The sequence below is a fragment of the Terriglobus roseus genome (assembly GCF_900105625.1).
GTDB lineage: Bacteria > Acidobacteriota > Terriglobia > Terriglobales > Acidobacteriaceae > Terriglobus > Terriglobus roseus_B.
On sequence record NZ_FNSD01000001.1, the window covers coordinates 1,647,819 to 1,672,814 of the forward strand.

26 protein-coding genes are annotated in these 24,996 nt (G+C 61.3%); 10 read left to right on the forward strand and 16 right to left on the reverse strand.

Annotated features, from left to right (window positions below):
* Positions 1–17: 17 nt before the first annotated feature.
* On the reverse strand, positions 18–1,463 hold the full coding sequence (locus tag BLW03_RS06705; protein ID WP_074652899.1) for a sodium:solute symporter family protein: 1,446 nt from the start codon (positions 1,461–1,463) through the stop codon (positions 18–20).
* An 89-nt stretch (positions 1,464–1,552) separates the two neighbouring features.
* Between BLW03_RS06705 and BLW03_RS06710 the strand changes: the two genes are divergently transcribed.
* Positions 1,553–3,865: a xanthine dehydrogenase family protein molybdopterin-binding subunit gene (locus BLW03_RS06710; RefSeq protein WP_074652900.1), complete on the forward strand. Its 2,313-nt coding sequence runs from the start codon at positions 1,553–1,555 to the stop codon at positions 3,863–3,865.
* Between the two features lie 74 nt (positions 3,866–3,939).
* Here BLW03_RS06710 and BLW03_RS06715 read toward each other — a convergent pair whose 3' ends face one another.
* Entirely contained in the window at positions 3,940–5,073 is a 1,134-nt protein-coding gene (locus tag BLW03_RS06715) for a YihY/virulence factor BrkB family protein (protein WP_074652901.1), read from the reverse strand.
* A gap of 170 nt (positions 5,074–5,243) precedes the next feature.
* Here BLW03_RS06715 and BLW03_RS06720 point away from each other — a divergent pair, with 170 nt between their 5' ends.
* A complete protein-coding gene (locus BLW03_RS06720) occupies positions 5,244–6,215 on the forward strand; it encodes an MBL fold metallo-hydrolase (protein WP_074652902.1) in 972 nt (323 codons plus the stop codon).
* Here BLW03_RS06720 and BLW03_RS06725 read toward each other — a convergent pair.
* From BLW03_RS06725 to trxB, 5 genes are all read right to left on the reverse strand, one after another.
* On the reverse strand, positions 6,193–6,495 hold the full coding sequence (locus BLW03_RS06725) for a DUF167 domain-containing protein (protein WP_083350371.1): 303 nt from the start codon (positions 6,493–6,495) through the stop codon (positions 6,193–6,195). The two genes, BLW03_RS06720 and BLW03_RS06725, sit on opposite strands and share 23 nt — an antisense overlap.
* A 3-nt stretch (positions 6,496–6,498) precedes the next feature.
* A complete protein-coding gene (locus BLW03_RS06730; protein ID WP_074652904.1) occupies positions 6,499–7,230 on the reverse strand; it encodes a YggS family pyridoxal phosphate-dependent enzyme in 732 nt (243 codons plus the stop codon).
* 21 nt (positions 7,231–7,251) lie between these two features.
* Positions 7,252–8,220: an alpha/beta fold hydrolase gene (locus BLW03_RS06735; protein ID WP_074652905.1), complete on the reverse strand. Its 969-nt coding sequence runs from the start codon at positions 8,218–8,220 to the stop codon at positions 7,252–7,254.
* Between the two features lie 485 nt (positions 8,221–8,705).
* Entirely contained in the window at positions 8,706–9,212 is a 507-nt protein-coding gene (locus tag BLW03_RS06740) for a DUF4188 domain-containing protein (RefSeq protein WP_074652906.1), read from the reverse strand.
* Between the two features lie 232 nt (positions 9,213–9,444).
* Entirely contained in the window at positions 9,445–10,413 is a 969-nt protein-coding gene (gene trxB, locus BLW03_RS06745) for a thioredoxin-disulfide reductase (protein WP_074652907.1), read from the reverse strand.
* A gap of 166 nt (positions 10,414–10,579) precedes the next feature.
* Here trxB and BLW03_RS06750 point away from each other — a divergent pair, with 166 nt between their 5' ends.
* On the forward strand, positions 10,580–11,062 hold the full coding sequence (locus tag BLW03_RS06750; RefSeq protein WP_074652908.1) for a DUF1440 domain-containing protein: 483 nt from the start codon (positions 10,580–10,582) through the stop codon (positions 11,060–11,062).
* Positions 11,063–11,161: 99 nt separating this feature from the next.
* On the opposite strand, the gene BLW03_RS06755 is transcribed toward BLW03_RS06750, so the two are convergent.
* The gene (locus BLW03_RS06755; RefSeq protein ID WP_074655828.1) at positions 11,162–11,956 is read right to left on the reverse strand and encodes an NIPSNAP family protein; all 795 of its coding nucleotides are present in this window, start codon (positions 11,954–11,956) and stop codon (positions 11,162–11,164) included.
* Between the two features lie 118 nt (positions 11,957–12,074).
* On the opposite strand from BLW03_RS06755, the gene BLW03_RS06760 reads away from it, so the two are divergent.
* Positions 12,075–12,956, forward strand: a complete 882-nt coding sequence (locus tag BLW03_RS06760; protein ID WP_170834983.1) for a S1/P1 nuclease — start codon at positions 12,075–12,077, stop codon at positions 12,954–12,956.
* Positions 12,957–13,059: 103 nt separating this feature from the next.
* Here BLW03_RS06760 and BLW03_RS06765 read toward each other — a convergent pair whose 3' ends face one another.
* From BLW03_RS06765 to trpD, 4 genes are all read right to left on the reverse strand, one after another.
* On the reverse strand, positions 13,060–13,437 hold the full coding sequence (locus BLW03_RS06765) for a hypothetical protein (RefSeq protein ID WP_074652910.1): 378 nt from the start codon (positions 13,435–13,437) through the stop codon (positions 13,060–13,062).
* A gap of 62 nt (positions 13,438–13,499) precedes the next feature.
* A complete protein-coding gene (locus tag BLW03_RS06770) occupies positions 13,500–13,877 on the reverse strand; it encodes a DUF2147 domain-containing protein (RefSeq protein WP_074652911.1) in 378 nt (125 codons plus the stop codon).
* A gap of 51 nt (positions 13,878–13,928) precedes the next feature.
* Complete coding sequence (locus tag BLW03_RS06775) at positions 13,929–14,837, reverse strand: bestrophin family protein (RefSeq protein WP_074652912.1); 909 nt, start codon at positions 14,835–14,837, stop codon at positions 13,929–13,931.
* Complete coding sequence (gene trpD, locus BLW03_RS06780; protein WP_074652913.1) at positions 14,834–15,856, reverse strand: anthranilate phosphoribosyltransferase; 1,023 nt, start codon at positions 15,854–15,856, stop codon at positions 14,834–14,836. The genes BLW03_RS06775 and trpD overlap by 4 nt, the downstream gene beginning before the upstream one ends.
* Positions 15,857–16,181: 325 nt before the next feature.
* Here trpD and sucC point away from each other — a divergent pair, with 325 nt between their 5' ends.
* Both sucC and sucD read left to right on the forward strand, forming a co-directional pair.
* A complete protein-coding gene (sucC, locus tag BLW03_RS06785) occupies positions 16,182–17,360 on the forward strand; it encodes an ADP-forming succinate--CoA ligase subunit beta (RefSeq protein ID WP_074652914.1) in 1,179 nt (392 codons plus the stop codon).
* A complete protein-coding gene (gene sucD / locus BLW03_RS06790; RefSeq protein ID WP_074652915.1) occupies positions 17,360–18,232 on the forward strand; it encodes a succinate--CoA ligase subunit alpha in 873 nt (290 codons plus the stop codon). Before sucC ends, sucD begins: the two co-directional genes overlap by 1 nt.
* Positions 18,233–18,436: 204 nt before the next feature.
* On the opposite strand, the gene BLW03_RS06795 is transcribed toward sucD, so the two are convergent.
* Both BLW03_RS06795 and BLW03_RS06800 read right to left on the reverse strand, forming a co-directional pair.
* On the reverse strand, positions 18,437–19,060 hold the full coding sequence (locus BLW03_RS06795; protein ID WP_074652916.1) for a hypothetical protein: 624 nt from the start codon (positions 19,058–19,060) through the stop codon (positions 18,437–18,439).
* The gene (locus BLW03_RS06800) at positions 19,061–19,708 is read right to left on the reverse strand and encodes a class D sortase (protein WP_074652917.1); all 648 of its coding nucleotides are present in this window, start codon (positions 19,706–19,708) and stop codon (positions 19,061–19,063) included. It abuts the gene before it with no gap.
* Between the two features lie 163 nt (positions 19,709–19,871).
* Between BLW03_RS06800 and add the strand changes: the two genes are divergently transcribed.
* Both add and BLW03_RS06810 read left to right on the forward strand, forming a co-directional pair.
* The gene (gene add, locus BLW03_RS06805) at positions 19,872–20,894 is read left to right on the forward strand and encodes an adenosine deaminase (RefSeq protein WP_074652918.1); all 1,023 of its coding nucleotides are present in this window, start codon (positions 19,872–19,874) and stop codon (positions 20,892–20,894) included.
* Between the two features lie 57 nt (positions 20,895–20,951).
* A complete protein-coding gene (locus BLW03_RS06810; protein WP_074652919.1) occupies positions 20,952–21,557 on the forward strand; it encodes a hypothetical protein in 606 nt (201 codons plus the stop codon).
* A 17-nt stretch (positions 21,558–21,574) separates the two neighbouring features.
* On the opposite strand, the gene BLW03_RS06815 is transcribed toward BLW03_RS06810, so the two are convergent.
* Positions 21,575–21,970, reverse strand: a complete 396-nt coding sequence (locus BLW03_RS06815; protein ID WP_074652920.1) for a winged helix-turn-helix transcriptional regulator — start codon at positions 21,968–21,970, stop codon at positions 21,575–21,577.
* Positions 21,971–22,068: 98 nt separating this feature from the next.
* On the opposite strand from BLW03_RS06815, the gene BLW03_RS06820 reads away from it, so the two are divergent.
* Both BLW03_RS06820 and BLW03_RS06825 read left to right on the forward strand, forming a co-directional pair.
* On the forward strand, positions 22,069–22,923 hold the full coding sequence (locus BLW03_RS06820) for an SDR family oxidoreductase (RefSeq protein ID WP_074655829.1): 855 nt from the start codon (positions 22,069–22,071) through the stop codon (positions 22,921–22,923).
* Between the two features lie 83 nt (positions 22,924–23,006).
* Positions 23,007–23,417 (forward strand): nuclear transport factor 2 family protein, encoded by a 411-nt coding sequence (locus BLW03_RS06825; protein WP_074652921.1) that lies wholly within the window; start codon positions 23,007–23,009, stop codon positions 23,415–23,417.
* A 15-nt stretch (positions 23,418–23,432) separates the two neighbouring features.
* Here BLW03_RS06825 and hflX read toward each other — a convergent pair whose 3' ends face one another.
* Complete coding sequence (gene hflX, locus BLW03_RS06830) at positions 23,433–24,977, reverse strand: GTPase HflX (RefSeq protein WP_074652922.1); 1,545 nt, start codon at positions 24,975–24,977, stop codon at positions 23,433–23,435.
* Positions 24,978–24,996: the final 19 nt, after the last annotated feature.

The following is a 24,996-nucleotide window of genomic DNA, read 5'->3' on the forward strand; positions in this document are numbered from 1 at the left end:
GGACGACGCGTCACAACCTAACTTTCAAACGGGCGGAGTTGAGCCTCGGTAGGCGCGGGCGTCATGAGGCTGACCAACAGAAGCGCGACAACAGATACCAGAAGCGCCGGCAGAATCGCATCACGTTGTGCAACCATCGGCGGCAGCAGGCGCTTGATGAAATCCGAATCCCAGCCAATCGTCACGACGGTTCCCAGCGCAATGGAAGCCACCGCACCGGCACCGGTAGCACGCTTCCAGAAAAAGGCCGCAAGGATCACCGGCGTGAGCGCCGCAGCGTAGATCGTGTAGGCGTACAGGCTCTTCGCCAGCACACTCTCGGTGCCTAGCGACTGCCACAAGGACCACAACCCCAGCAGCACCACCATGCCACGCGAGACCAGCAACACGGCACGATCGCCCGCCTGGGGTGCGATATATCGAACGAAGACATCGTTCACGAGATTCGTCGCCGGACTGAAGAGGTAGTTGTTCGCCGTCGAGATGATCTTGGCGAAGATCGCACCCATCATCAACGCGCCCAGCAGTTGTAGGGCACCACTGCCGTGCAGCCCGTTCATCGCGGCGTAGGCAAGGATTTCGCGCGGATGCTGGCTGACTTCGCCTGTTGGGAAGAGTGCGGATCCGGTGACGGCCAATGCCGCGATTGCCGTTTCAAGAATCACCGTTCCAATGATCCAACCCACCACCGCTCGACTCGCGTCACGCTGGCTCTTCGCACTGAAGAACTTCTGATACATCGATTGATTGCCCAGCATCAGCAGGCACGTTGGCAGAAACAGTTCCGCGGCCTGCACGCCGCTGACATCACCGAAGACCTGGAAGTGCGTCGCCGGCAACGCAGCATGCACAGCGCCCCAGCCGCCTACCAGGTGGATCAGGATCGGGAGCGCAACCAGCATGGTCACCGTCGCAAGTGAACCGATGACAACATCCATGTAAGCAACCGACCCCATACCCGCAATGGCGGTGAAGACGATCACGAAACCAGCAATGATGTAACGACCGGCAATGTTCGAGATGCTGCCCGGAAAGATCAGGTGGAGGATATCCCCGCCACCGATCAACTGGTAGCTGGTGATGGCCGTATAAGCGAACAGCACAGCGATCACGCCCAGGACGCGTGCGGTCTGGTTGTAACGAGCTTCCAGCAGGTCCGGAATGGTGAACTGGGCAAACTTTCGTGCCCGCGGGGCGATGAAGTAGATCAGCAGCAGGCCGGCCCATCCGCCGCCACCCTGCCACAAAGCGGCAAAGCCGTGTTTGTATGCGTTCTCCGCACCGCCCAGCAGCGACCCGGAACCAATCCAACTGGAAAGCAGCGTGAAGACCAGCACCGCCGCCGGCAGGGTACGGCCCGCAACCAGGTAATCCGCTTTTGTCTTTGTCGCCCGCAGCCGGGAAAGCGATACCGCCAGCAGCGTGACCACAATGATGCCAACCACAATTCCGTAGAGACTCATGTCCGAATTGAGTCTACTCGTTGGGGTGCATCGCCCGAATCCGGACTCACGTTCTCTACGATTCGTACAGGAGCCGCATCCAACCCAGCATGCCAGAAGCAGCCGCAATTAACGCCCCGGTTCGCATTGACGGTCGCGCCAAGGTCAACGGCGAGGGCCTCTACACCGGTGACATCAACAGCTTCGACCGCTACCTGCATCCGGGCGAGGCTCCGAAGTCCTTGCTGCATGCCGTGGTGGTGCCGGCAGCCATCGCCTTTGGCCGCGTTCTCCATCTGGACACGGACACCGCGCAGAGGCTACCGGGCGTTCGCTTGGTGATGACCCCTGTCAATGCACCGAAGCTGAAAAAAATCCGCTCGCTGTTGATGAGTGAGCAGTCGAACTATCTGCCGCTGCAGGATGACCGTGTGCGCTATCACGGCCAGCCCATCGCGCTGGTCGTTGCCGAGACACCCGAGATCGCGCGAGAAGGTGCTTCGCTTGTGAAAGCGACCTACTCGCCGCAGCCTGCTTTGCTGGACTTTGAGCGGAACCTCGACAAAGCAGAACCTGCGAAAAAGGTCGGCGCAGGAGCAAAGGCCGAGGTGAAGCGCGGGGATGCAGAGGCAGTGTTTGCCGTGGCTCCGATTCAGATCGATTCGCACTTCGAGTTGCAACCGGCACATCACAATGCGATGGAACCCGGCGCAACCGTCGCCCACTGGCATGCGCAGGACGGTCTCGCGAATCGCGTCACAGTCGTGTCGACAACGCAGTTTGTCTATGGCGACGCCGTCGCGATCGGCGAAGCCTTCAGCCTTGGCGTGAAGGACAAGCTGCCGCGCATCGTCGCGCAGGTGCTGGTCGGCAAAGAGTTCGACAGCGCCGTGCGGGTTATCGCGCCACTCATTGGCGGCGGGTTCGGATCGAAGGGCGGAGCGAACCAGACCATGCTGTCCACCATGGCCGCAAAGCTACTCGGACACCCCGTGAAGCTGGTACTCACGCGGCAGGATACCTTCAGCCAGATGCCATACCGCGGCGGTCTGGACGTGCGTCTTCGCCTGGGCGCAACGCCCGACGGCAAGCTAACCGCAATGGTGCAGGAGAGCCTGCTGCAGTCGTCCGAGACCGCAAGTTTCCTTGAGCCGACAAGCGAGGTCACGCAACACCTGTACGCCGTTCCCAACTTCCACGCAACGCATAAGGCCCTGCGGCTCAACACCAACTCACCCGGATGGATGCGTGCCCCTGGCGTCACGCCGGGCCAGTTTGTGCTGGAGACGGCGATGGACGAACTGGCAGAAAAACTGGGGATCGATCCGATCGATCTGCGCCTGCGTAACTATGCCGAGGTCGATCCGGAAGGCGGCAGGGAATGGTCCAGCAAGTCACTGCGCGAGTGTTACGCCACAGGCGCGGAGCACTTCGGTTGGCATCGCCGCACCGCACGCAGTGCCGAGCGCGAAGGCGCAGAGCTCATCGGTTACGGCATGGCTACCGCGGCCTATCCTACGAATCACTTCCCTGCGACGGCACGGTTGGTCCTGCAGGCCGATGGCTCCGTCATCGCCCAGAGCGCAACGCAGGAGATCGGCCAGGGCGCCATCACCTCCCTGTCGCAAGTAGTAGCAACGGAGTTGAGTCTTCCGCTTGACCGCGTACGTTTTGACATCGGCGATACCACGCTGCCTTTCGGCGCGTTCTCCGCAGGGTCCTCCACATCCCTGTCGGTTGGATCTGCGATCCGTGTTGCAGCAAAGATGCTGACGGAGAAACTCGCACGTATCGCGCGCGTTGATAAGGAAAGCCCGCTCTACCTCTGCGGCCTGAAGGACATCGTCTTCCGGGGCGGCATCCTTTCGCACCGTATCGAGTCCGCCCGGCGTGATCCTGCAACAGCCGTACTCGCGCGAGCGAAGCTGACAACGCTCGAGGTGAAAGGCATAGCGGGCCGCACCTTCGGCAAAAGTGACTACGCGCGGATGGCCTTCGGTGCACAGTTCGCGCGGGTCGCGGTGAATGAGTTCACGGGCAGCGTGCGTGTCACGCACATGACCGGAGCCTTCGCAGGTGGCCGCATCCTGAATGCGCGCACCGCACGTTCGCAGTTACTCGGTGGCATGGTTTGGGGGGTGGGTCACGCACTGATGGAAGAGAGTCTGCGCGACATCCACGTTGGCGCCTGGGTCAATGCAAATCTGGCGGAAGCGCATGTTCCTACCAATGCAGATGCACCCGATATTGAAGTGATCCTGGTACCCGAGGATGACACTCGCGGCAGCGAACTTGGCGCCAAGGGTCTGGGAGAGATCGGCATCACCGGTGTCGCCGCAGCCATTGCGAACGCTATTCACAACGCCACCGGAAGACGCTTACGAAACCTGCCCATCACGCCCGATCAGGTATTGGGCCTGTAACGAAAGGCGGGTGCCCGTACTTTCGCTGCTGAATCGCAAGAGAGTAGGGCACCCGAAACCTTGGAACAGTAAGTCTACGAAGCTTTCCTGGCAGTATTGATGTCTACCTTGTCCACCGCGGAAGATGGCGGCAGCGGACACTCACCGCTCACCAGCTTCTTCTCCGCAACCGCATGCTCGATCTCTGAATTGACCTCGCCACCCAGCAGAATCATCGCGCCGGTGAGGTAGAACCACAGCAAGAGGATAATCACCGCACCAAGCGATCCGTACGTCACCGAGTAGCTATTGAAGTAATGCAGGTAGACACGCAGCCCTACGGAACCAGCGATCCACCCCAGCAGACCGATGCAGCCGCCTGGCGTAAACCAGCGCCACTTGCGGTTCTGCACGTCCGGGCAGAAGTAATACATCACCTCGAAGGACAGCACCATCAACAGGCATGCAACCGCCCAGTAAATGATGCGGAAGATGATGGACAGTACATACGCGCCACGGAACATATGCTCCAGGTGATTCGCCGCCCAATCGCCTGCGAACAATGTCAGCAACGCAATGATCACAAGAGCCGCGACCATCAGCGTTAGCCCAATGGCCTGCAGCCGCGCCTTCCAGAACGGCCGCGTCTCTCGGACCTTATAGATGGAATTCAACGTGTCCTGCACAGCGGAGATGCCAACGCTCGCGGAGAACAATGCGAACAACAGACCAAAGGTAACTTTGCCCGTTGTGCTGGCGCTGGTCGTCTGCTTGAAGGTCTGCGTTACAAGCTCAAAGGCACTCGGCGGGATCAACTGACCGATCTTGCCCAGCAGCGTGTAGTACAGTTGCCCGCTTGACTGCGCTACCAATCCCATCAGCGAGGACATCGCGATCAGCGCCGGGAAGATCGCCGAGAAGAAGGAATACGCCAACTGCGAGGCGCGGCCAAACAGGTTGTCTTCGTTGATGCCATCCCACACCCGCTTGCCGACTTCTTTCACCGGCACACCCTGAAGATCCCACATGCTGCTCAGCGGCGTGTGCTGCACATGCGCCCAGGCATTCTGCTCCAGTGCGTGCAGGCTCCATCCGTTAGCACGGGCCTGCTGGGCGACGCCTGTCGAGACATTCGCAGCTGCCTTCGCGTTGTCCGCCCGTTCCTGTTCGCCGTGGGCTCTGGCCGTGCGCTCGCTCGCTTCCCTGCCTGCATTGGTTGCTTCACTCATCGTGGAACTCCGTGACTGCAACTGTTGACAGCCGTTGAGGATACGGACACCGCACAGCGTCCGCGAACTTGCTTCTGGAGGGTTGTGATGCGGAGGAGCGCCGGATTTGTCGTCTGGACAGAACCTGCCGCGTGACGCACTCCGCATCTCCCAACGCTTTTCTTCATCCAATGAATGTGAGCAATCCTCGTCCGCATCCCTCGGTACTGCGTAAGCTGCGCCAACTGTGGGGCGTTGTGCGCGAAAGCCATCGCACTCCCCTGCTCGGTAAGCCGAACCCGCCCAAGCTCGTCGATCCTGAGCAGTTGGGCGTGACCTTCATCGGCCACTCGTCATTCCTGATCCAGATCGCCGGCCGCAACCTGCTGGTCGACCCCGTCTTCGCGACGCGGCTGATCCTGCTGCGCCGCCAACGCCGGCCCGGCATCCTGATCGACCATCTGCCGCCCATTGACGCTGTGCTTCTGACGCACGCACACATGGACCACCTGAACCTGCCTTCGCTGCGCCGCATTGTTCGCCACGCGAAGAAGCTAACCGGCGTTGCACCGCAGGCCATTGTTCCCAGCGGCGTGCGAGATCTGGTGGAGGATCTGGGCTTCCGCAGCGTCACCGAACTGGAGTGGTGGCAGACCACGGAACTCGATGCCGAGGTAGATGAAGAGCCAGTGACCATCACCATGACGCCTGCGCAGCACTGGGGCGCGCGCATGTTCAAGGACACGCACCGGCTCTTCGGTGGCTACGTTATCTCCGGCGCAGGCCACAGCATCTATCATTCGGGCGATACGGCTTACTTCAGCGGCTTCAGCGAGATCGGCCGCCGCCTGCGGCCGCAGATTGCATTGCTGCCCATCGGCGCCTATTTCCCGGACAGCTACCGGGCCGTGCACACGTCGCCGGAAGAGGCGCTGCAGGCATTCCTCGATCTCGGCTCCGCAACGACGATGGTGCCCATGCACTACAACACCTTCCCGCTGGGCCGCGAGCCGATGACAGAGCCACCGATCCGACTGCGAACTGCGGCAAGGAAGGCTGGCGTCGCCAGCCAGGTGGATGTGCTGGGCGAAGGGGAAACGCTGGTCATCCGCGCGAAGGATCACAGCAGCGAAGCACGCTCTATGCGCTCTCGATCCGCATAAGTTTCGCTGCCGCTTCTTCCGCGGATATGCCCGTAACGCGCACGATCTTAGAGCGTGACAGTGTTCCGGATGCAATCTCAACGCTCATGCGGGGAACACTCAGCAACGTAGCCACATAGCGGATCAGCGCTTCGTTCGCTTTACCGTCAACAGCCGGAGCAGTCAGCGCGATCTTGAGTGCATCGCCATACTCGCCGACGATGCACTCGCGTGAAGCTCCCGGCTGTACACGCACCGCGAAGCTGACACCGCCATCCATACTGCTCACGGCAAAGGCCACGGGCTACGCCTCGTCTTCTTCGTCCTTCGGAGCGTACGTCCGAACACCAAAGATCGCCGACCCCACGCGCACGCAGGTCGATCCCTCTTCGATAGCAACCGCAAAGTCATGCGACATGCCCATCGAAAGTTCGGGCAGCTTGATGCCAACCTCTGCCTCGGCCGAGTCACGTAACTCGCGCAGACGGCGGAAGTACGGCCGGGCATCCTCGGGATCGTCCGCGTAGGGCGGGACCGTCATCAGGCCGCGCACCTCGACACCATCCATCTCCAGGATGCTGTTCAGCAGGCCTGGCAGAGCATACGCTGTTACGCCCTGTTTCGTCTCCTCTTCGGAGAGCTTCACCTCAATCAGGATCGGCAGCACTTTGCCTACCTGGTCGCAGACATCATGCAGACGGCGCGCGACCTTCGCGCTATCGACCGCATCCACCGCGCTGAAGAGCCACGCCGCCTTACTGGTCTTGTTGCTTTGCAGGTTGCCGATCAGGTGAACGTCCATCTCACCCACGCCTTCACCCAGAATCGAATGCAGATCGGCGCGCTTATGCTCCCACTCCTGCACACGGTTCTCACCAAATAACCGCTGGCCCGCGCGGAACGCCTCGGCGACCGCGGGCGGTCCCCACGTCTTCGACACCGCGAGCAACTTCACATCCTCGGGCTGGCGCCCGGCCTTGGCACATGCTGCGGCGATCTCCGCCCGCACACGCTCCAGATTTTCTGCAATCGACATGCTTCCAGCTTATCCCGCGGCTCACTTACCGCGCAGAAAGGTCTCTATGGTCGTGCGATAAAACTCTGGCTGCTCCAGCCAACCAAAGTGGCCGGCCTTCTCCGCGATGACCAGTTGCGCGTCCGGAATCGCATCGCGGGTCAAAGCAGCAAGATCTGGATCGAGCGAATCCTGGCGGCCCTGCACGATCAGCGTTGGGATATGCAGTTTCGCCAGGGCCGGTCGCTCGTCGTAGTCCGGCAATGCCGTCTCAAGTACCGCGGACGTCCCCATGTGGAAGTTATCCACGGTCATCGTCTGCGCAAAGCGATGTCCTGCTTCTTTGTCCACGAACTCCGCCTCAAACGTCATCCGCAACATCTCGATCTGCCGCGCATTTTGCTGTGCAACCGTGCCCGTGTTTCCGAGCTTGCTTAGTTCCGCCATACGCGCCTGCTCCGCCGGGCCAAGTCGAGCCATCCGGCTCGGCCCGACCTTCAACAGCGGGGTGAAGTTCGGCGGCATCGTGCCCAACAGCACCAAAGCGCGAATCGATGACGGATGGGCCACCGCGTACAGCATGGCCGTCAGGGAACCGGCAGAGTGACCGAGCACCACCCACTGGCGATATCGCAGCTTCGTCCGCAGAGCCTCCATGTCACTGAGCATCAGGTCTGCGCTCACCGTCTCTGGAGCGATCTTCGCCGGCATCGACCGACCGGTGCCCCGCTGTTCCAACAGGATGGCCGTATGATCCTTCGCCAACAGCCTCGCCACGGGCAGCATGTAGTCCACGTCCATGCCGGGGCCACCGGCCAGGATCAGCACCGGCGATCCCTGGCCCAGTGTGCGGTAGTACAACGTCAGACCGGCGTTCTCGAACGTCCCCTGGCCCTGCTGGGCCAGCGCAGCGGGAAGGCAAAGAAACGCCATGGACAGGACAACACAGAGAGGCACGCGGATGCCACGGCGGAGGGTGATGAGCAGGTTCAGAACGAGACGGGAGGCCATGAAGCAAGGCTAACCCTCACGGCGGATCGAACCAAACATCCCGCGTCCAGAAGTCACGGGCATGCCATGCACAACGCCTCAACGCGGAAGGTGAGGCGGCCTGAAGGTACAGCGATCGGAAGATACGGCGGGCTGAAGGTACGGCGGGCTGAAGGCCCGCGACTTCCCAGCCCAGGTTGGAGCCCTGGGTTGCAAACCCTGCACTATCCAGCGGGCTGAAGGCCCGCGACAAAGACTAACGGGTAGATTGAGGTCTCACGAAAGGCGATCACTTTGTCGCGGGCCTTCAGCCCGCAAGCTCTGCATCCTTCCCGAATCCCAGGGCGATGCCCAGGGCTGGGAAGTCACGGACCTTCATTCCGCTTGAAGCAATGTGCAACGAGTCGATGCGCACCCATCGCACTGACCAACCAATCGATGCGCGCCCCATCGCCTCACCAACCAATCGGTGTGCAACCTATCGCCTTTGTCTGTCCCAATGCGATCTAGGCGCCGGCGCCACGACCAACGGCCGATGCCCGCAGACGATCCGCCGCGTCCTTCATCGATCCCACCGCAGGCACCATCGCACCGGCCTTCGCCAAGCCGAAGCGTGGCATGTCGACATAGACGGTCTCGTAAGTACCCGGCTTCTGCAGATAGCTCTCGTGGTAAACGCCCACCGCCGCATTGCCGCGAGCAGCCCTGTTAAACGCTGCCCAGGCCGGCAGATGCGCCTTGTCCCGAGCGTGCGCATAGGCGTGCAGGTGGTCATAGCTGCGCCAGTACTGCAGCGTCATCACGTTGCGATCGGCCAGGTTCATGAAGAACTCGGCGTGCAACAGACCAAGCTCCGGCTGGCGAAAGAGTTCCTGCAACATGCGCGGCATGGCACGCGATACCGGCAACCACTTGTTCACCGCCAGAAGATTGTTGATCCGCATCCCGATCACGAAGACGACGAACTCGCCCTCCATCGTGCCCGCAAACCGCCCTGTTTCAACCTTCGCCATCGCAGCCTCCACGCAACAGTTCCATGATGCGCTGTGCCGCTACCAGGACATAGAGAGAACCGTCAGGGCGTTTTCATGACAAACGTCATCCACCGATTGAAGCGTGCGCAGACGACACACCGCTGACAGTAAGGATCCGGGTGCCGTCGTTCACGACGGGAAACTGGTCGCGCCAAAGAAAAGCCCACGTCTCAGAAACGAGACGTGGGCAAGCTTTTGTTCGAGCTGATGCTTACCGGCCGTGCTCTTCCAGGTACTTTTCGACTTCCAGCGCGGCCATGCAGCCTGTGCCGGCAGCCGTGATGGCCTGGCGGTAGCGACGGTCCTGCACGTCGCCTGCACAGAAGACGCCGGGGATGATCTTGCCATCCTTCGTGGTGAAGACGTTGTCGTGGCTCTTGATATAGCCGTCTTCGTCCAGGTCCATCTGTCCCTCGAAGAATTTCGCGTTCGGGATGTGACCGATACCGAGGAAGAAGCCGCTGAGCGCAATCTCGCTGACTTCGCCGCTGACTGAGTTGCGGATGCGGATGCCGCGAACATCCTTCTCTTCCACGCCGAGCACTTCCTCGACAATGGTGTTGGTCAGGAACTCGATCTGCGGATGCGCCATCGCGCGATCCAGCATGATTTTGCTGGCGCGGAACTGTGCCGACCGGTGGATCAGGTAGACCTTCGTGGCGAAGCGCGTCAGGAACATCGCCTCTTCCATGGCGGAGTCGCCACCACCAATCACGCAGATGACCTTACCCGAGAAGAAGAAGCCGTCGCACGTCGCGCAGGACGAGACACCATGACCGATGAGTGCCTGTTCACTTGGCAGACCGAGCCAGCGCGCGCTGGCGCCGGAAGCGACGATCAGCGTGCGCGTATGCACGATCTTATGGCCGAAGTTCAGCTCGATCGGCGACTTGGACAGGTCTGCACTGACCAGGTGTCCCATTTCCATCTCTGCGCCAAACTTCTCGGCCTGCTTGCGGATGTTTTCGACCAGCTCCGGTCCCTGCACGCCGTCGGGCCATCCCGGGAAGTTCTCAACCAGGGTGGTGATGGAAAGCTGGCCGCCAGGTTCGTGGCCTTCAATCACAAGCGGCTTGAGGTTGGCGCGCGCGGTATAAATGGCAGCGGTAAGGCCGCTGCAACCGGAGCCGAGAATGACGGTATCGCGTGTGGTGCTGGTCGTAGGGGTGACGTTCGACATGGTGTCCGATCTTGGGTGTCTTCCTGCAGTCTGATGCAGGTCGCGCCGCGCACTTGCTTTGCGGGCACGCAGCCCTCATTCTAAATGCGCCAACTCACGAAAGGATTCATTTGGGACACACTCGGCAGACCACCCGAGCCCACCGCGCCGCGTCCCAATGCCTGCTATGACTAAGACTGTGAAGCCTTTGACCAATCCGACGAAGAACCTTCTGAAGGGCGCGCTGGCCGGCCTGGTCGGCGGCCTGATCGCCACCGCTGCCAAATCCGCGGCTGAGAAACTCTACCCCCCCCGCACCCATGGCGAACCCGAACCGCCTGCCGTCCTGGCAGAAAAGCTGGGTCAGCCGAGACTCGAAACGCCGGGCAAGAAGGCAGTCGAAGAGGGCATTCACTGGACCTTTGGCGCGCTCGCCGGCGCCGCCTACGGCATCATGGCCGAACTCTATCCCGCCGTGACCGCCAAGAACGGCGCCACCTTCGGCATCGCGCTGATGTCCGTCACGCACGAGGGTGCGCTACCCGCGCTGGGCCTCTCCGCAAGCCCGGAAGAACAGGAAGGCCGCGAAAAGCGGAGCGAGATGGCCACACACGTCGTCTACGGCGTCGTCTGCGAAACGGTCCGCAGCGTGGTCCGCAAAGCCCTCTAAGCTCGGCGTATCGCGTAACGCAAGGAAGGGATTTGATTCTTTCCGCATCAGCGATGATGCGAAAGGGTCAGATCCCTTCGTGCTGCCGGGTGCAGCGATCTAGACCTGCGAGTAAGCAGTCGGCGTCAGCACCAGATTGTCCACGCGCGACACGGTCGGTTCGCTGGCGTAACGAGGGTTAGTCGAAAGCTTCTTCCAGTCCGGGTGCGTGGTGAAATTCTTCCAGTTCTGATCCATCGCTGCCAGATCTTTGTGCGCCAGCATGTACGTCAGGCTTGGAAGATCCGGGCCAATCAGATTGTCTCCGTAGAAGACCGACTTTGCGCCTGCTTCGGCAAAGATGCGGAACTCACCCTGGTGGAACATCTCCATCTTCCGCTCATGTGCTGCGTAAGTGGGACTGACGTAGGTACGGATCTGGACAATGTGCGGATCCTTCGCCGGAACAACGAGCTGCGGAAACCCCTCAAAGCCGATGGAGACGGTGCTGGTCACGGTGAGAAACGGCGGAGCGATCGCAGGTGCGGCCCAGAACGGTGCAGCCGCAGCCACGAAGGCGGGATCCTTCACAAGGTTCAGATCCAGCATGGCCAAAGCTGTCAGATCGCTGCCAGGGATGAGGACAAACATGGTCGGCGTCCCATCGCCGTACGAAAGGTTGAAAACACCCACCGGCCCCAATCCCATGCGGGTGAGCGCAGGGATCAACGCCTCACTAAAGTACTTGTTGGCGGCCGCACCGAACGTCGGCCCCGACTGCAGCTTGTAACGGCGCAGCAAAAAGTAGCTTCGGCCACCCTTTGCGGCAGGTGCCTGCGCCTCCGCAAGCTTTGTGGAAATACCTGCGGCGGCTGCCAGCGTGGCAGTGCCTTTTAACCAGTCACGGCGGTTCATAACGATCTCCTGACCCATTTCGTTGCGGTGCAAGTGTATCCGGGTTCTTGCGAGTTTTGAATCGTTTCAATCCGCGGCATTCTGCGCCCCGCAACGCTGCGGCTTTATGCTTGATCGCATGCGAAAGCTTCTTGCCGCCCTTGCCTCCTCCGCTCTCCTTGTCGCCACGATTGCACCACCATCTGCCTCGGCCTGGTGGGAGAAAGGGCATCGTCTGGTCGGTAAAGTCGCATGGGATCACCTGACGCCCGTCGCTCGCCGCAACGTAAAGGCTCTGCTCGGCACGGAGTCCTTGGCCGACGTAGCCGCATGGCCCGACGTCTACCGTCCACTGGTCGCGCAGACGGGCGGCTGGCACTTCACCGACATTCCGGGCGATAAGACGACCTACGACCGCGACCGCGATTGCCCCACCCAGCCCGGCGTAAAGGCCGGCAGCTACAACGACAAGTGGCGCGACTGCGTGACCGACCGCATCCTGTTCTTTAAGAGCCGCATCGGCGATCTGAAGCTCGACCCGAGTGAACGCGCCGAGTCTCTCAAGTTCCTCGTGCACTTCATCGGCGACGTCCACCAGCCCTTCCACGCATCGGGCGTCGAGAAGGGTGGCAACGGCATCCAGGTCACGGCCTTCGGCCAGGACACCTGCGGCAGCAAGAACAACTGCAACCTGCATGCCATCTGGGATGGCTACCTGATCGACCATCGCAACCTGACCGACGCGCAGTACCTCGCCAGGCTGGAAGCGGAGATCCGCAAGGAGCGCCTCGCCGCAGGCAGCACCGATCCCATCGCATGGACGGAGCAGTCGAAAATCCTGAGCGACGCCGCCATCGTACCCAAGGGCGCCGACATTGATGAGGCTTACTTCACCAAGAACATCCCTCTGATCGATCGTCAGCTTGAGCTCGGCGGTCTGCGCCTCGCGGCGGCCCTCAACGCTGCCTTCACCGCGCCGCCGGCGGTCTTCCACCCCGTGGATCAAGAGAAGGCAAAGTAAGTCGGCATCGACGCACCGGTCGCGAGGCCGGGGCTACGCTCCTAGGCAAGCAGGAAAGGGCCGACGCATCACGCGTTGGCCCTTAGATTTTTTGCGGCGCTGGTTACTGCGCAGCCTTCTTCGAAGTGAAGCTGCCGTCGACGTTGAAAGGGTCCACACTCATGGTGCCGGTCATGGCGCCATCGGTGCCTAACTTGCCGGTGTAGGTGATGACGAAGTCCGTCCCCTGGTAGTTCCCGCCGTGCGACCAGATGATGGTCGTGTCCGTGACAGTTCCCGTCGTTGGATAGGCTTTGCCATCGACCAGGCAGCTACCGGCCAGCTTCGCATCCGCGCCCTGCGTGAAGGTGCAGGTCTCCTGCACGGCAACGCCAGAGACATCACCGGTGGTAGACCAGACGCCTGCAACAGTTGCCGGTGCGGCTGCATGGGCCACAAACGGAACGACGACCAGCGCCGCGACTGCAATCCAATGCTTCATGTGAACTTCCCCCCTGGTATGCAATTCGATTCCTGATACGGATCAACCTGAGCGATGGTTCCTTACTTACTGATCTTCTTCATGGCAAAGGTCCCACCGGCGTTCAGCGGCTGCATGTCGATCGATCCGCTGACGGATGTGGGCTCATCCAGCTTGCCGAAGAAGGATACCGTCATATCTTCCTGCTGGTAGTTGGCCGGGTGCGAGAAATTGACACTGGTGCCCGTGACCTTGCCTGTCAGCTTGTACTTTCCCGCAGAGGTTTCGCAGATACCGCTCAGCGCGCCATCTGCCGCTTCCGTGAAGTGGCAGGTTTCATTGACGGCGATGCCCTGTACTTCCGTCTGCGTGGTCCATGTGCCGGAGACGTCGGCAGGCGCCTGTGCAAAGGCCAGCGGGGAGACACAGACGAGGGCGGCAATCGAGAACAAGCGCTTCACAAAGAACTCCTGGCAATGCGGGGATCAACATCAATGTACCGCAGCGGCCCGCTACTGCAGCACCGATCGCACAGGCTCCATCGCTTCCGGGATCTCCCGTTCGCCGATCGTCTCGAGCAGGCTGATCTCGACTGTGCGGGCCATGGCGGTCAGCGGCAAGGCGTTCAGCGTGTCGCCGAACGGCTCCTGCAACTCGTCTCCGAGCGCGTCCAGACCGAAGAATGCATAAGCGACGACGGCGCAGAAGACCGGTGTTGCATAGCGCAACGTTCCCACCAGGCCAAAGGGCAGTAAAAAACAGAACGCATACGCCGTGCGGTGCAGCAGCAGCGTGTAAGGAAAGGGCGTCGGCGTTCCCTTGATGCGTTCGCACGCCACCTGCATGGCGGCGAACGAGGTCAGACGCTCGTCGAACGTGCCATACAGCAACTCGCCGAATTCGCCCTCCGCTAGCATCGCGCCTGTCTCCATTGCAATATTGCGCAACATCGCGTCGGGAACGTTGCGGGCTGACCGCAGCGAGTCGTCTTCCGGTGCGTAAAACGCCACTTCACGCGGCATGGCGGCGCCGCGCAAGTGTGCCATCAAGGCGTAGACGAACCCGATGGCCCGCTTCACCACGCGAACCCGCCGCGCACGATCGCCGCCAGGCGTCGCAATCAGTAGGCGAGCAAAAGAACGCATCTCGCCGATGAGCGCGCCAAGCTGTCGACGCGCCTCCCACCAGCGGTCGTAACAGGCGCTGTTCCGGAAGCCAAGAAAGATGGAGAGCGCAATACCAAGCAGCGTGAAGGGCGCCACGTTGAAGGTCCGGAAGAGCGCCGGAAAGCGATCTGCAGCAAGCACCACGCCCGCGGAGAAGACGGCTTCGACCAGAATCAGAGGCCAGATGCGGCTGAGAATCGACAGCCGCCAGATGCCGAAGAGTTCCCATCCACGCGGCCTGGGGCGAACGATCACGCGTGCGCCCCAGCCAGTTGATCCAATAGCTGCGTGACACGGCCGCTATCGATGGCCGCAGCAGCAACCGCCACGCCACCACGCAGATCGTCTGCAACACCGGCCACCATCAGGACCGCCGCCGCGTTCAGCAGAACGATGTCGCGGGCGGGCCCCGCCTTTCCGGCGAAGATGCCGCGGAGGATCGCGGCGTTCTGCTCGGCATCACCACCTGCCAGTGCGTCCTGCGAACGCATGAGACCAGCGTCTTCCGGAGTGACGGTGAACTGTGTGACCTCGCTCCCCTTCACCTCGGCAACGAGACTTTCGCCGCTGAGCGACAGCTCATCCAGCCCGCTCAATCCATGCACGACCAGCGCATGTTGCATGTGACCGCTGAAGGCCAGCGCCTCCGCGACCAGCGGCACGGCCTGCGCAGAGTAAACACCGATGACCTGCCTGCGAGCCCCGGCTGGATTCGTCATTGGCCCCAGCAGATTGAAGACAGTCCGAAACGGCAGAGCCCGCCGCACGGGCCCGACAATCTTCATGGCCGGATGCATGCGGGTCGCGAGTAGAAATGCGAAGCCGTCGCGCCGCAGCGTCGCGGCGGCCGACTCCGTTGTGTGTTCCGTCGGGATACCCAGAGCGCCCAGCACATCGGCCGATCCGCAACGCGACGTCACCGCGCGATTGCCATGCTTGGCAATGCGAGCACCCGCCGCCGCCGCAACGAGCGCAACTGCCGTCGAAATATTGAAGGTGCCGCTGCCGTCGCCGCCCGTACCGCAGGTGTCGACTAAACCATCGCGCTCCGCATCGGTCAGCGGTAGCTTCACTGCCGCGCCGCGCATGGCGTCGCTGAAACCCGCGAGTTCCGCGGACGTCTCACCGCGTTCGTGCAGCGCGCTCAGAAGCGCAGACATCTCGTTCTCGCTGAACTCGCCCTCCAGCAGCGCAGACATCAGCGCGCGTGCGTCATCGAACGCGAGTGCATCGGCACCATCCACCACGCCCTGCAGAAGTTCGACCGGCTCCATAGATCCTCATTTATCAAGGTAAATGTTGTCGGACCAACGACGGCGGGTGCCCCATACTTTCGCGCATAGCGCGAAACCTTTCCTTCGATGATTGAAGAGGGGCGCGCTTCGCGCGATAGCCCACCCTCGCTTCACAAGAATGGGGTGCCTAAATCCGAGACCTCCCGATCCACGAACGAGCGGCAAGGACTGCTCTGCTGCATCGGTGGCATCACCGTAACATCGACCGGTAAACGCACAACCGTGCGGTATCCATTTACTGCTGTGATCTACGTCCGCTACCATTCCCTTGTCTTTAGATCGCTGTCCCGGAGTTTGCCACCAGATGAAGATTCACGAATATCAGGCGAAGGAAATCCTCCGCAAATACGGCGTGCCCGTGCCCGAGGGCGAGATGGTCACGACGCTGGAAGACGCCGACCGCGCCGCCAAGCAGCTCTTCTCCGCCGGCAACGCGGTTGTCGTCATCAAGGCGCAGATCCACGCGGGCGGCCGCGGCAAGGGTGGTGGCGTCAAGGTCACCAAGACGCTGGATGATGCGAACACCGCTTCCAAGGCCATCCTGGGCATGCAGCTGATCACGCACCAGACCGGACCGCAGGGCCAGAAGGTACAGCGCCTGCTGGTTGAAGCTGGTTCCGCCATCGAACGCGAACTCTATCTCGGCATCACGCTGGACCGTCTGAACGGCAAGCTGACGTTTATGGCTTCGCAGGCTGGCGGCATGGAGATCGAAGAAGTCGCTGCCGAGAATCCCGACGCCATCTATAAGGAAGCGATCGAGCCCGCGCTTGGTCTGCAGCCCTGGCAGGCACGCAACCTGGCGTTCAAGCTGGGCCTGAAGCCGACACAGATCAACGCCGCAGTCACCTTCATGCTGGGCCTGTACAAAGCTTACGTGGAGACTGACTGCTCGCTGCTGGAGATCAACCCCTTCATCACCACGAAGGACGACAAGCTCGCCGCGCTCGACTGCAAGATCAACTTCGACGACAACGCAATGTATCGCCACAAGGACCTGAAGGAACTACGCGACGTTGCGGAAGAAGATCCGCTCGAAGTGGAAGCCTCCAAGGATTCGCTGAACTACATCAAGCTGGACGGCTCGATCGCCTGCATGGTCAACGGCGCCGGTCTTGCGATGGCCACGATGGACATCATCCAGTACAGCGGCGGTTCGCCGGCAAACTTCCTGGATGTGGGCGGCGGTGCGAACCAGCAGCAGATTGAAGCTGCCTTCGCGATCCTACTGGCCGACCCCAACGTCAAGGCCATCTTCATCAACATCTTCGGCGGCATCCTGCGTGTGGACGTACTGGCAACGGCCGTCGTCGCCGCGGCTCGCAACCTGAACGTCACCTTGCCGTTGATCCTTCGCCTAGAAGGAACGAACGTCGAGGAAGGCCGTCAGATTCTTGCCGAGAGCGGCTTGAAATATGCAGTAGGCGCAACGATGGCGGAAGCCGCAAAGCTGGCAGTGGAAGCAGCGAAGGGAGCCAAGTAATGGCAGTTCTCGTTAATAACGACACGCGGCTCATCGTTCAGGGCATCACCGGCCGCGAAGGTACGTATCACGCCAAGGGTTGCCAGGATTACGGCACCAAGGTTGTCGGCGGCGTAACGCCCGGCAAGGGCGGCACCACGCACGAGGGCTGGCCCGTCTTCAACACGGTCGAAGAGGCAGTTGCCGCAACCGGCGCGAATGCGACCATGATCTTCGTTCCGCCGCCATTCGCTGCGGACGGCATCATGGAAGCCGTTGCTGCGAATCTGCCGCTGGTGGTCTGCATCACCGAAGGCATTCCGATCCTGGACATGGTCAAGGTGTGGTCGGTTGTGAAGGATTCGAAGTCTGTGCTGATTGGACCGAACTGCCCCGGCGTCATCTCGCCCGGCATGGCGAAGATCGGCATCATGCCCGGTCGCATTCACATGCAGGGCAAGGTCGGTATCGTGTCGCGCTCGGGCACGCTGACCTACGAGGCGGTGCACCAGTTGACGCAGCGCGGTATCGGCCAGTCGACCGCCATCGGCATCGGCGGCGATCCCATCATAGGCACCAAGCACATCGATGCGATCAAGCTGCTGAACGAGGATCCTGACACTGAGGCGATCGTCATGATCGGCGAGATCGGCGGCACCAATGAGGAGATCGCGGCGGAGTACATCAAGGCTCACGTGAAGAAGCCGGTAGTTGGCTTCATCGCTGGCCAGACGGCACCTCCGGGTCGCCGCATGGGCCACGCCGGCGCCATCATCAGCGGCGGCGAGGGTACCGCTGAAAGCAAGATGGAAGCTATGAGCGCTGCAGGCATCCACGTCGTCAAGTCTCCGGCTGATATCGGCGAGATGATGGCCAAGGTCCTCGGCAAGTAACTGACGGAGGGTCCATAAGAAGAGGCCAGAGCGCGTATGCGACTCTGGCCTTTTCTTTATTGGAGATCGTTCGGGGAGACTCTTCGGTCAATCGATGGATTAGCCGGGCACAGCGAATCTATCGGGAAAACGATGATATCGGCGATCCGGAAGGGCACAGCTGAAGCCGTGCCCTTCCGAGCGCCTATAGACCACCAGGCCTCTCTAAGCGTTGCGGCGCTTTGCCTTCAGCGTGAAGCCTACGGCAAGCAACAGTCCGCCGAGCAGGCCGTAGGTGGGCAGGTTGGTGCCCGAATCCGGCTGCTCCAGGTTGGGCTGCTGGTAGAAGGCAAGCTTGCCGCTGATCGCCGGCGCCTTCACGGCATTCATGGGGCGGTTGTCGCCGTCGGTACGAATGCTGACCAGCGTCAGTTCGACGGTATCGCCAACCTTGGTACCGGTGGGCACACCCTCGGCTACGGTGACTTCCTTCGACTCATCTTCAACCTTGACGACCATCTTATTCGGCGGCGACAGGCTGATGACCTTGGCCTTAACGACCGAAGCATCATCGACCACCTTGCCGCCCGTGAGGCCTCCTGTGATGGTCATGCCGGGCTTCAGGCCCGAAACGGCTACGTCGCCGGCTGCTGTCTTGACCTTGTCACCGGCGCCCAGCATGTAGCCGTAGTCCAGCTCGTTCTTCATGTTCTTTACAACGACCTGTCCGCCGGAGACATAGACGACCGTCGCGGTGTCTTCAGCGTGGGCAGCGGCTGCAAGCAGCGGGAAGGCGACGGCAGCGGTGACGACAAGCTTGCGTGCGGAAACGGAAAACAGACGGCTCATTTATCTCTCCAGATGGGGTGCGGCGGTGTTGGTCGAAACTTGTGAAGTCGAGAGCAGGGACGCACGCACGATGTACCGTTGCGGGGCCGGCCCGAGGTAGAAGAACGGATAGCAGGTGACCAGGGTCAGGACAGGCTTCGCGGTCGGCTGCAACGAGGCGACGTCGCTCGGCGAAACGATCTGCAGGCTGTCGACCTGATAGACGTTGTTCCCTTGTGTGGAGTTCACCTCGATGCGGTCGCCCACGTGCACATCTTTCAGGTGTCGGAAGTAGCCATCACGATGGCTTGCAAGGGCAACGTTCCCTGCACCACCCGGACTGGCTGTGCCCTCAATGTGTCCGGCGCCGAGATTCATCACCAGTTTCGAGGTGCCTTCCATGACCGGCACTTCGATCCCCACGCGGGGGATCCGCAGAACCGCCTCTGCAGGTGGTGCGGCAACCTTCAGTGCGTTGCGATACGCCGCCACGCGGCCCGGAGCCCAGGCAGTCGTCTCAGCGTGGTGTGCCTGAAAACGCGACAGTACGACGTGCGAGAAGACCAAGCCGTAGACCGTCGGCACGCACCAGAACCCGAACAGCACGGTACCGGCCAGCAGGCAAAGCCGGCTGATCCACTGCGTCGTCGATGGGCTAACACTCTGCATGCGGGACAAAAATCTCCGTGCGGTGCTTTGGAACTGAAAGTTGTGGAAGAGGACTTTTCGATTATTTCATTCCTTCCGTCCTGCCGGCAGCGCAAATCCTCAGGAAATCGCGCTGTTTTTCGCTCGTCCAACGAACCCGGGCCGCATGGTCCACACTAGAGGGATGAAGGAAATGGCGATCACGCCGCGCGAATGGCTGCGCGGACTTCCGAAGTGCGAACTGCACCTGCATCTGGAAGGCACCATTGTGCCGGAGACGCTGGTCAAACTCTCCCAGCGGCATGACGATGAGCCGCTGACGCTGGAAGCTGCGCGCGCGCTCTATGTGTACGACAATTTTCTCGGCTTCCTGATGGCATTTAAGGCCGTCAGCGAGCGCCTGCAGACCCCTGAAGACTACGAGCTGATCACTTACGAGATGATCCATCGCCTGAGCGAACAGGGTGTTCGCCACGCGGAGGTTTACATCTCTTATGGCATCATCCTGCGCTTCAAAACGCAGCTCACCGTCGAGGATGTCACTGCTGCCATCGAGCGTGGACGCGTACGCGGCGAAGCCGACTTCGGCACTACGGTTACGTGGCTGATCGATGCCGTGAGGCACTTCGGTGTGGAGGAGGCCGCCGTGGTCTTCACGAAGGCCGCGGAGCTACGAAAGATCTATCCCAGCATCGTCGGCATCGGCATCGGCGGCGACGAAGCGCGCGGACACGCACAGGATTTCAAGCACATCTACGCGGAGGCGAAGGCCGCTGGTCTGCACCTGACCGCGCATGCCGGTGAGAACGTTTCTGCGCAAAGTATCTGGGCTGCCATCAACATTGGCGCGGAACGGATCGGCCATGCGCTGTCCGCGGTCGACGATCCCGAGCTGCTGGACATCCTCTCTGAGAAGCAGATTCCCCTCGAGCTCAATGTCACCAGCAACCTGCGTACCGGCTGCTGTAGCAACATGGAGTCGCACCCGGTACGCCACTACTTCGAACGCGGCCTGATGATCACATTGAACTCGGACGATCCGCCCATGTTCGGCGCAGACCTGCTCGATGAATACGAGACGGTTCATCGTGAGTTTGAATTCACCTTGGAGCAGATGCGTGAGATCGCCGGTAACTCCGTCGAGGCCAGCTTTCTGCCGCCGGAACTCAAGCTGAAACTGCTGGGCGAAGTGGAGCAGTATCGTTAGGCGCTTTCGTTAGCGCGCGCATTGCAGTGCGATAAGCTTGCGCCAGAAGGTGACCCGATGACCGCAAGCGCAAGACGTACGTTCGCTCCGTTGTGCCTGCTGATGGCGAGCATGGCGCAGGCGCAGGCGCTCTCTTCCCTGCACATCGGCGATGCTTCCCGGAAGCTCGCCGCGCTGGGGAAGCCCGCGTCGTCGCAAGCGGATGGCGACCGAGCCGTCGCACGCTGGACGCTGCCAAACGGCAACGACCTCTCCGCTACCACGGGCAAGAACAGTCGAATCGTCTATCTGGAAGCCAATTGGAATCGCGTCAACAACGCCACAGGATCCGACCTTTCCTGGCTGCGCTTCGGGACAACAACGCTGACCGAAATCCGCAAGCACTTTGGCAGCAATGGCTTCGCCTTCAAGGGGCAGGCGGGGCAGCTACTCGCAGACGACGGGGCGGTACTGCTCAACTCGTACGAGGTAGGCGATGCCGTGATCACCTTCTACAACAAGGTCAACAATGCAGAAGTGGCAAAGCTGGACCCGAACGGACAGAGCACCTTTGCAGACCACGCCCGGCTCGATGCAATCTCCATCGCCTCCCAGAGCTACGCGATGACTGAGTGGGGCGACCGCGTTTACGATCCGCAGTACAAGAAAATCACTTGGAAGTAGCGCAATACGGAGCGCACTTAGGCCGACATCTTCCGCGATTTTTCGCGGTTCGCCATGACTCTGCCGACGTTGCTTTCAACCCACCCGGTCAGACTCTTCATGTGCTCGGCCAGTTCTCGGCCGAACGGGGTCAGACTGTACTCCACGCGGGGCGGCTTGGTCGGAAAAACCTCTCGCAGCACGAAGCCATCCTCTTCCAGAAGACGCAGCGTCTGTGCCAGCATCTTTTCGCTGATCCCGCCGATGCGATACGCCAACTCACTGAAGCGGTAGGTCTGCTCCAGCAAAAGAACGATCACCAGCGATCCCCATCGCGACGTGATGTTGTCCAGCACGGTCCGCGTCGGACACTCCGTCGCGTACAGGTTCCCTTTGCGAATGCGAACGGTCTTTGTGCTCTTAGGCCACGCCATGCAAGCAGCTTACTCAAAAGTACGTACTTACTACAAGTAAGCGAATGGACTAGTCTGGGTTTGTTCGCGCCAGGATGCGCGAGAAGGAGTGGGTCACTATGATCGTCGTTACAGGAGCAACCGGAAAGCTGGGCCAGCATGTTATTGAGGGCCTGTTGAAGTCAGTACCGCCGGCAGAGATCGTCGCCGCAGTCCGCACGCCCGAAAAGGCCGCAGACCTTGCTGCAAAGGGTGTCCAGGTTCGGCAAGCCGACTACTTTCAGCCTGCATCACTCGGCACAGCATTCGCCGGTGCCGATGCCCTGCTGCTCATCTCATCCAGCGAGTTGCGCGACCGCGTATCGCAGCACAAAACAGTTATCGATGCAGCAAAGTCGGCGGGCGTAAAGCTGATCGCCTACACCAGCCTTTTGCGCGCGGATACCAGCACCAACTCCGTGCTGGCACCAGACCACTCGGCCACGGAAGACTACCTGCGCGCCAGCGGCGTACCCTTCGTCATTCTGCGCAATGGCTGGTATCTCGAAAACCACACGGAAAACCTCGGACCGGCGCTGGAGCATGGAGCGATCCTGGGTGCAGCAAAGGACGGCCGTTTCGCCTCGGCTGCACGCGCTGACTACGCGGCCGCAGCGGTTGCGGTCCTTACCGGCAAGGGCCATGAGAACAAGGTCTATGAACTCGGCGGCGATGCGCCGTACACGCTGACGGAACTGGCAGCAGAAGTCACCAGGCAGTCGGGAAAGACCGTCATCTATCAGAACCTGCCCGAAGCGGAGTACGAGAAGACGCTGGAGAGCTTCGGCCTGCCAACCGCCATCGCGCATATGCTGGCCGATGCAGATCGCGGCGCGAGCGAGGGTGAACTGGATAATCCGGGGAGTGACATGCGCACGCTGATCGGTCGGCCGACGACCTCTCTCGCGGCTGCCGTCACGGCTGCTCTGCGATAGCCTGATGTGAGTCGCACGTACTGGCCCGCGGACTCATCCGTGGGCCGGTATGCTCTGTCGAAACATCAAGAAAGAAGGCTTCCATGAGCAATCCCATCGTGCCGCCATTCACGGATCCAGAGCAGGCAATACGTAAGGTGCAGATGGCAGAAGACCTTTGGAACACGCGCGATCCCGAGCGCGTTGCCCTGGCCTACACCGAAGACACCGAGTGGCGGAATCGCACCGAGTTCCTCACGGGTCGCCAGGCTGTCGTAGAGTTTCTGACGCGTAAGTGGAACCGCGAATTGGACTACAAGCTGAAGAAAGAGCTGTGGGGCTTTCGCGGAAATCGCATGGCCGTTAAGTTCCAATATGAGTGGCACGACAGCGAGGGGCAGTGGTTTCGCAGCTACGGCAACGAACTGTGGGAGTTCGCTCCGTCGGGCCTGATGCAGCGGCGCGAAGCCAGCATCAACGACCTACCCATCGCGGAGTCTGAGCGCACCCTTTAGTCGTGATCCAAAGAACTAAGCGATCTGCTGCGTGCGGCGCCGCGGACGAGCCGCTGCCGGTGATGTCACTGGCAGTACGCCGTGCTCCTGTGCGATGTAGCGGCGGTAGCGCTGCAGCAACGATGCCGGGCCGTGCGCCGTGAAGAAGATGACATTACCCTCGAATCGCTTGTCTTCGATGAAACAGCCTGCTTCCAGCGCGGCGATGGTGCGGCCTTCGCGCTGTGGGATACGGAAGCTTGCCGTAGCCGTTGGATCGACCGCTTGCGCGCCGCCGATGCGCTCTTCAATCGCAGCGATCAGTGCCTGCAAGCCATCGCCCGTGTGAGCCGAGACGGCGATGGTATTCGCCTCAGGAAAATCCTTCAGCTCCGCGATCTTGTCAGCGGGCAGCAGATCTATCTTGTTCAGCACCTGCAGTGTCGGGGTCTTCGACACTTCGAGTTCCGCGAGTACACGTTCCACCTGCATCTTCTGCTCGTCGATGTTGGGTGACGCTGCGTCGCGCACGTGCAGCAGCAGTTCTGCACGCTCCACCTCTTCCAGCGTTGCGCGGAAGCTGGTGACGAGCGCATGGGGCAGGTTGCGGATGAAGCCAACGGTATCGCTCAACAGCACCTTACGGCGCGATGGCAGTGCCAGGTGTCGCAGTTTGGGGTCCAGTGTGGCGAACATACGCGCGGACTCGAGCACGCCCGCGTCGGTGAGCGCGTTGAACAGCGTGCTCTTCCCGGCATTGGTGTAACCGACGAGTGCCACCGTGGGTACCGGGACGGCCTCACGACGCTGGCGCTGCTGCCGGCGGTTGCGCCGCACGGTGTCCAGTTGGTCCTTCAAGCGGTCGATGCGCGCGCGAATGCGGCGGCGATCCGTCTCAAGTTTGGTCTCGCCGGGACCTCGCGTGCCGATGCCGCCGCCGAGCTGGCTCATCGACTTGCCCTTACCGGCCAGTCGCGGCAGCTGGTATTCAAGCTGTGCGAGTTCGACCTGCAGGTGCCCTTCGCGGGTGCGAGCGTGACGGGCGAAGATGTCCAGGATGAGCTGCGTGCGGTCGATGACGCGGACCGGCAGCTCCCTGTCCAGATTGCGCAGTTGCGACGGCGTCAAGTCGTGGTCGAAGAGCACAAGGTTCGCGCCACTGCTGGCCACAACCGCGGCCAGTTCTTCCACCTTGCCAGGACCGATCAACATTGCCGGATCCGGTTTGCCGCGGCGCTGCACGACAGTCGCAACCACTTCCGCACCGGCCGAACGCGCCAGTTCCTGAAACTCTTCAAGCGCTGCGTCAAAATCCAGCTCGGCGATAGCCCCGGGCTCGCCGCTGTCCTCATCCCCTTCATGGATCGCAGCGGCAGCGCGTGCCTGGGCGGCAGCCGCGGTCAGGCGGCGACGCTCGCCGCTGATCTCAACTGAGACCAGAACGGCAAGCTCGCGCTCTTTCTCTGTAACGTAGCCGCCCTTGGGAGCGGCAGCAGCAGCATTTGCCGCGGTCTCAAGTCGCGAAGGGGATGGGCGCGCTCCGGAAAGCCCCGTGCGAGCTGTGCGTTGTTTTGCCGACACTGACGAACCGCCCCGCGTC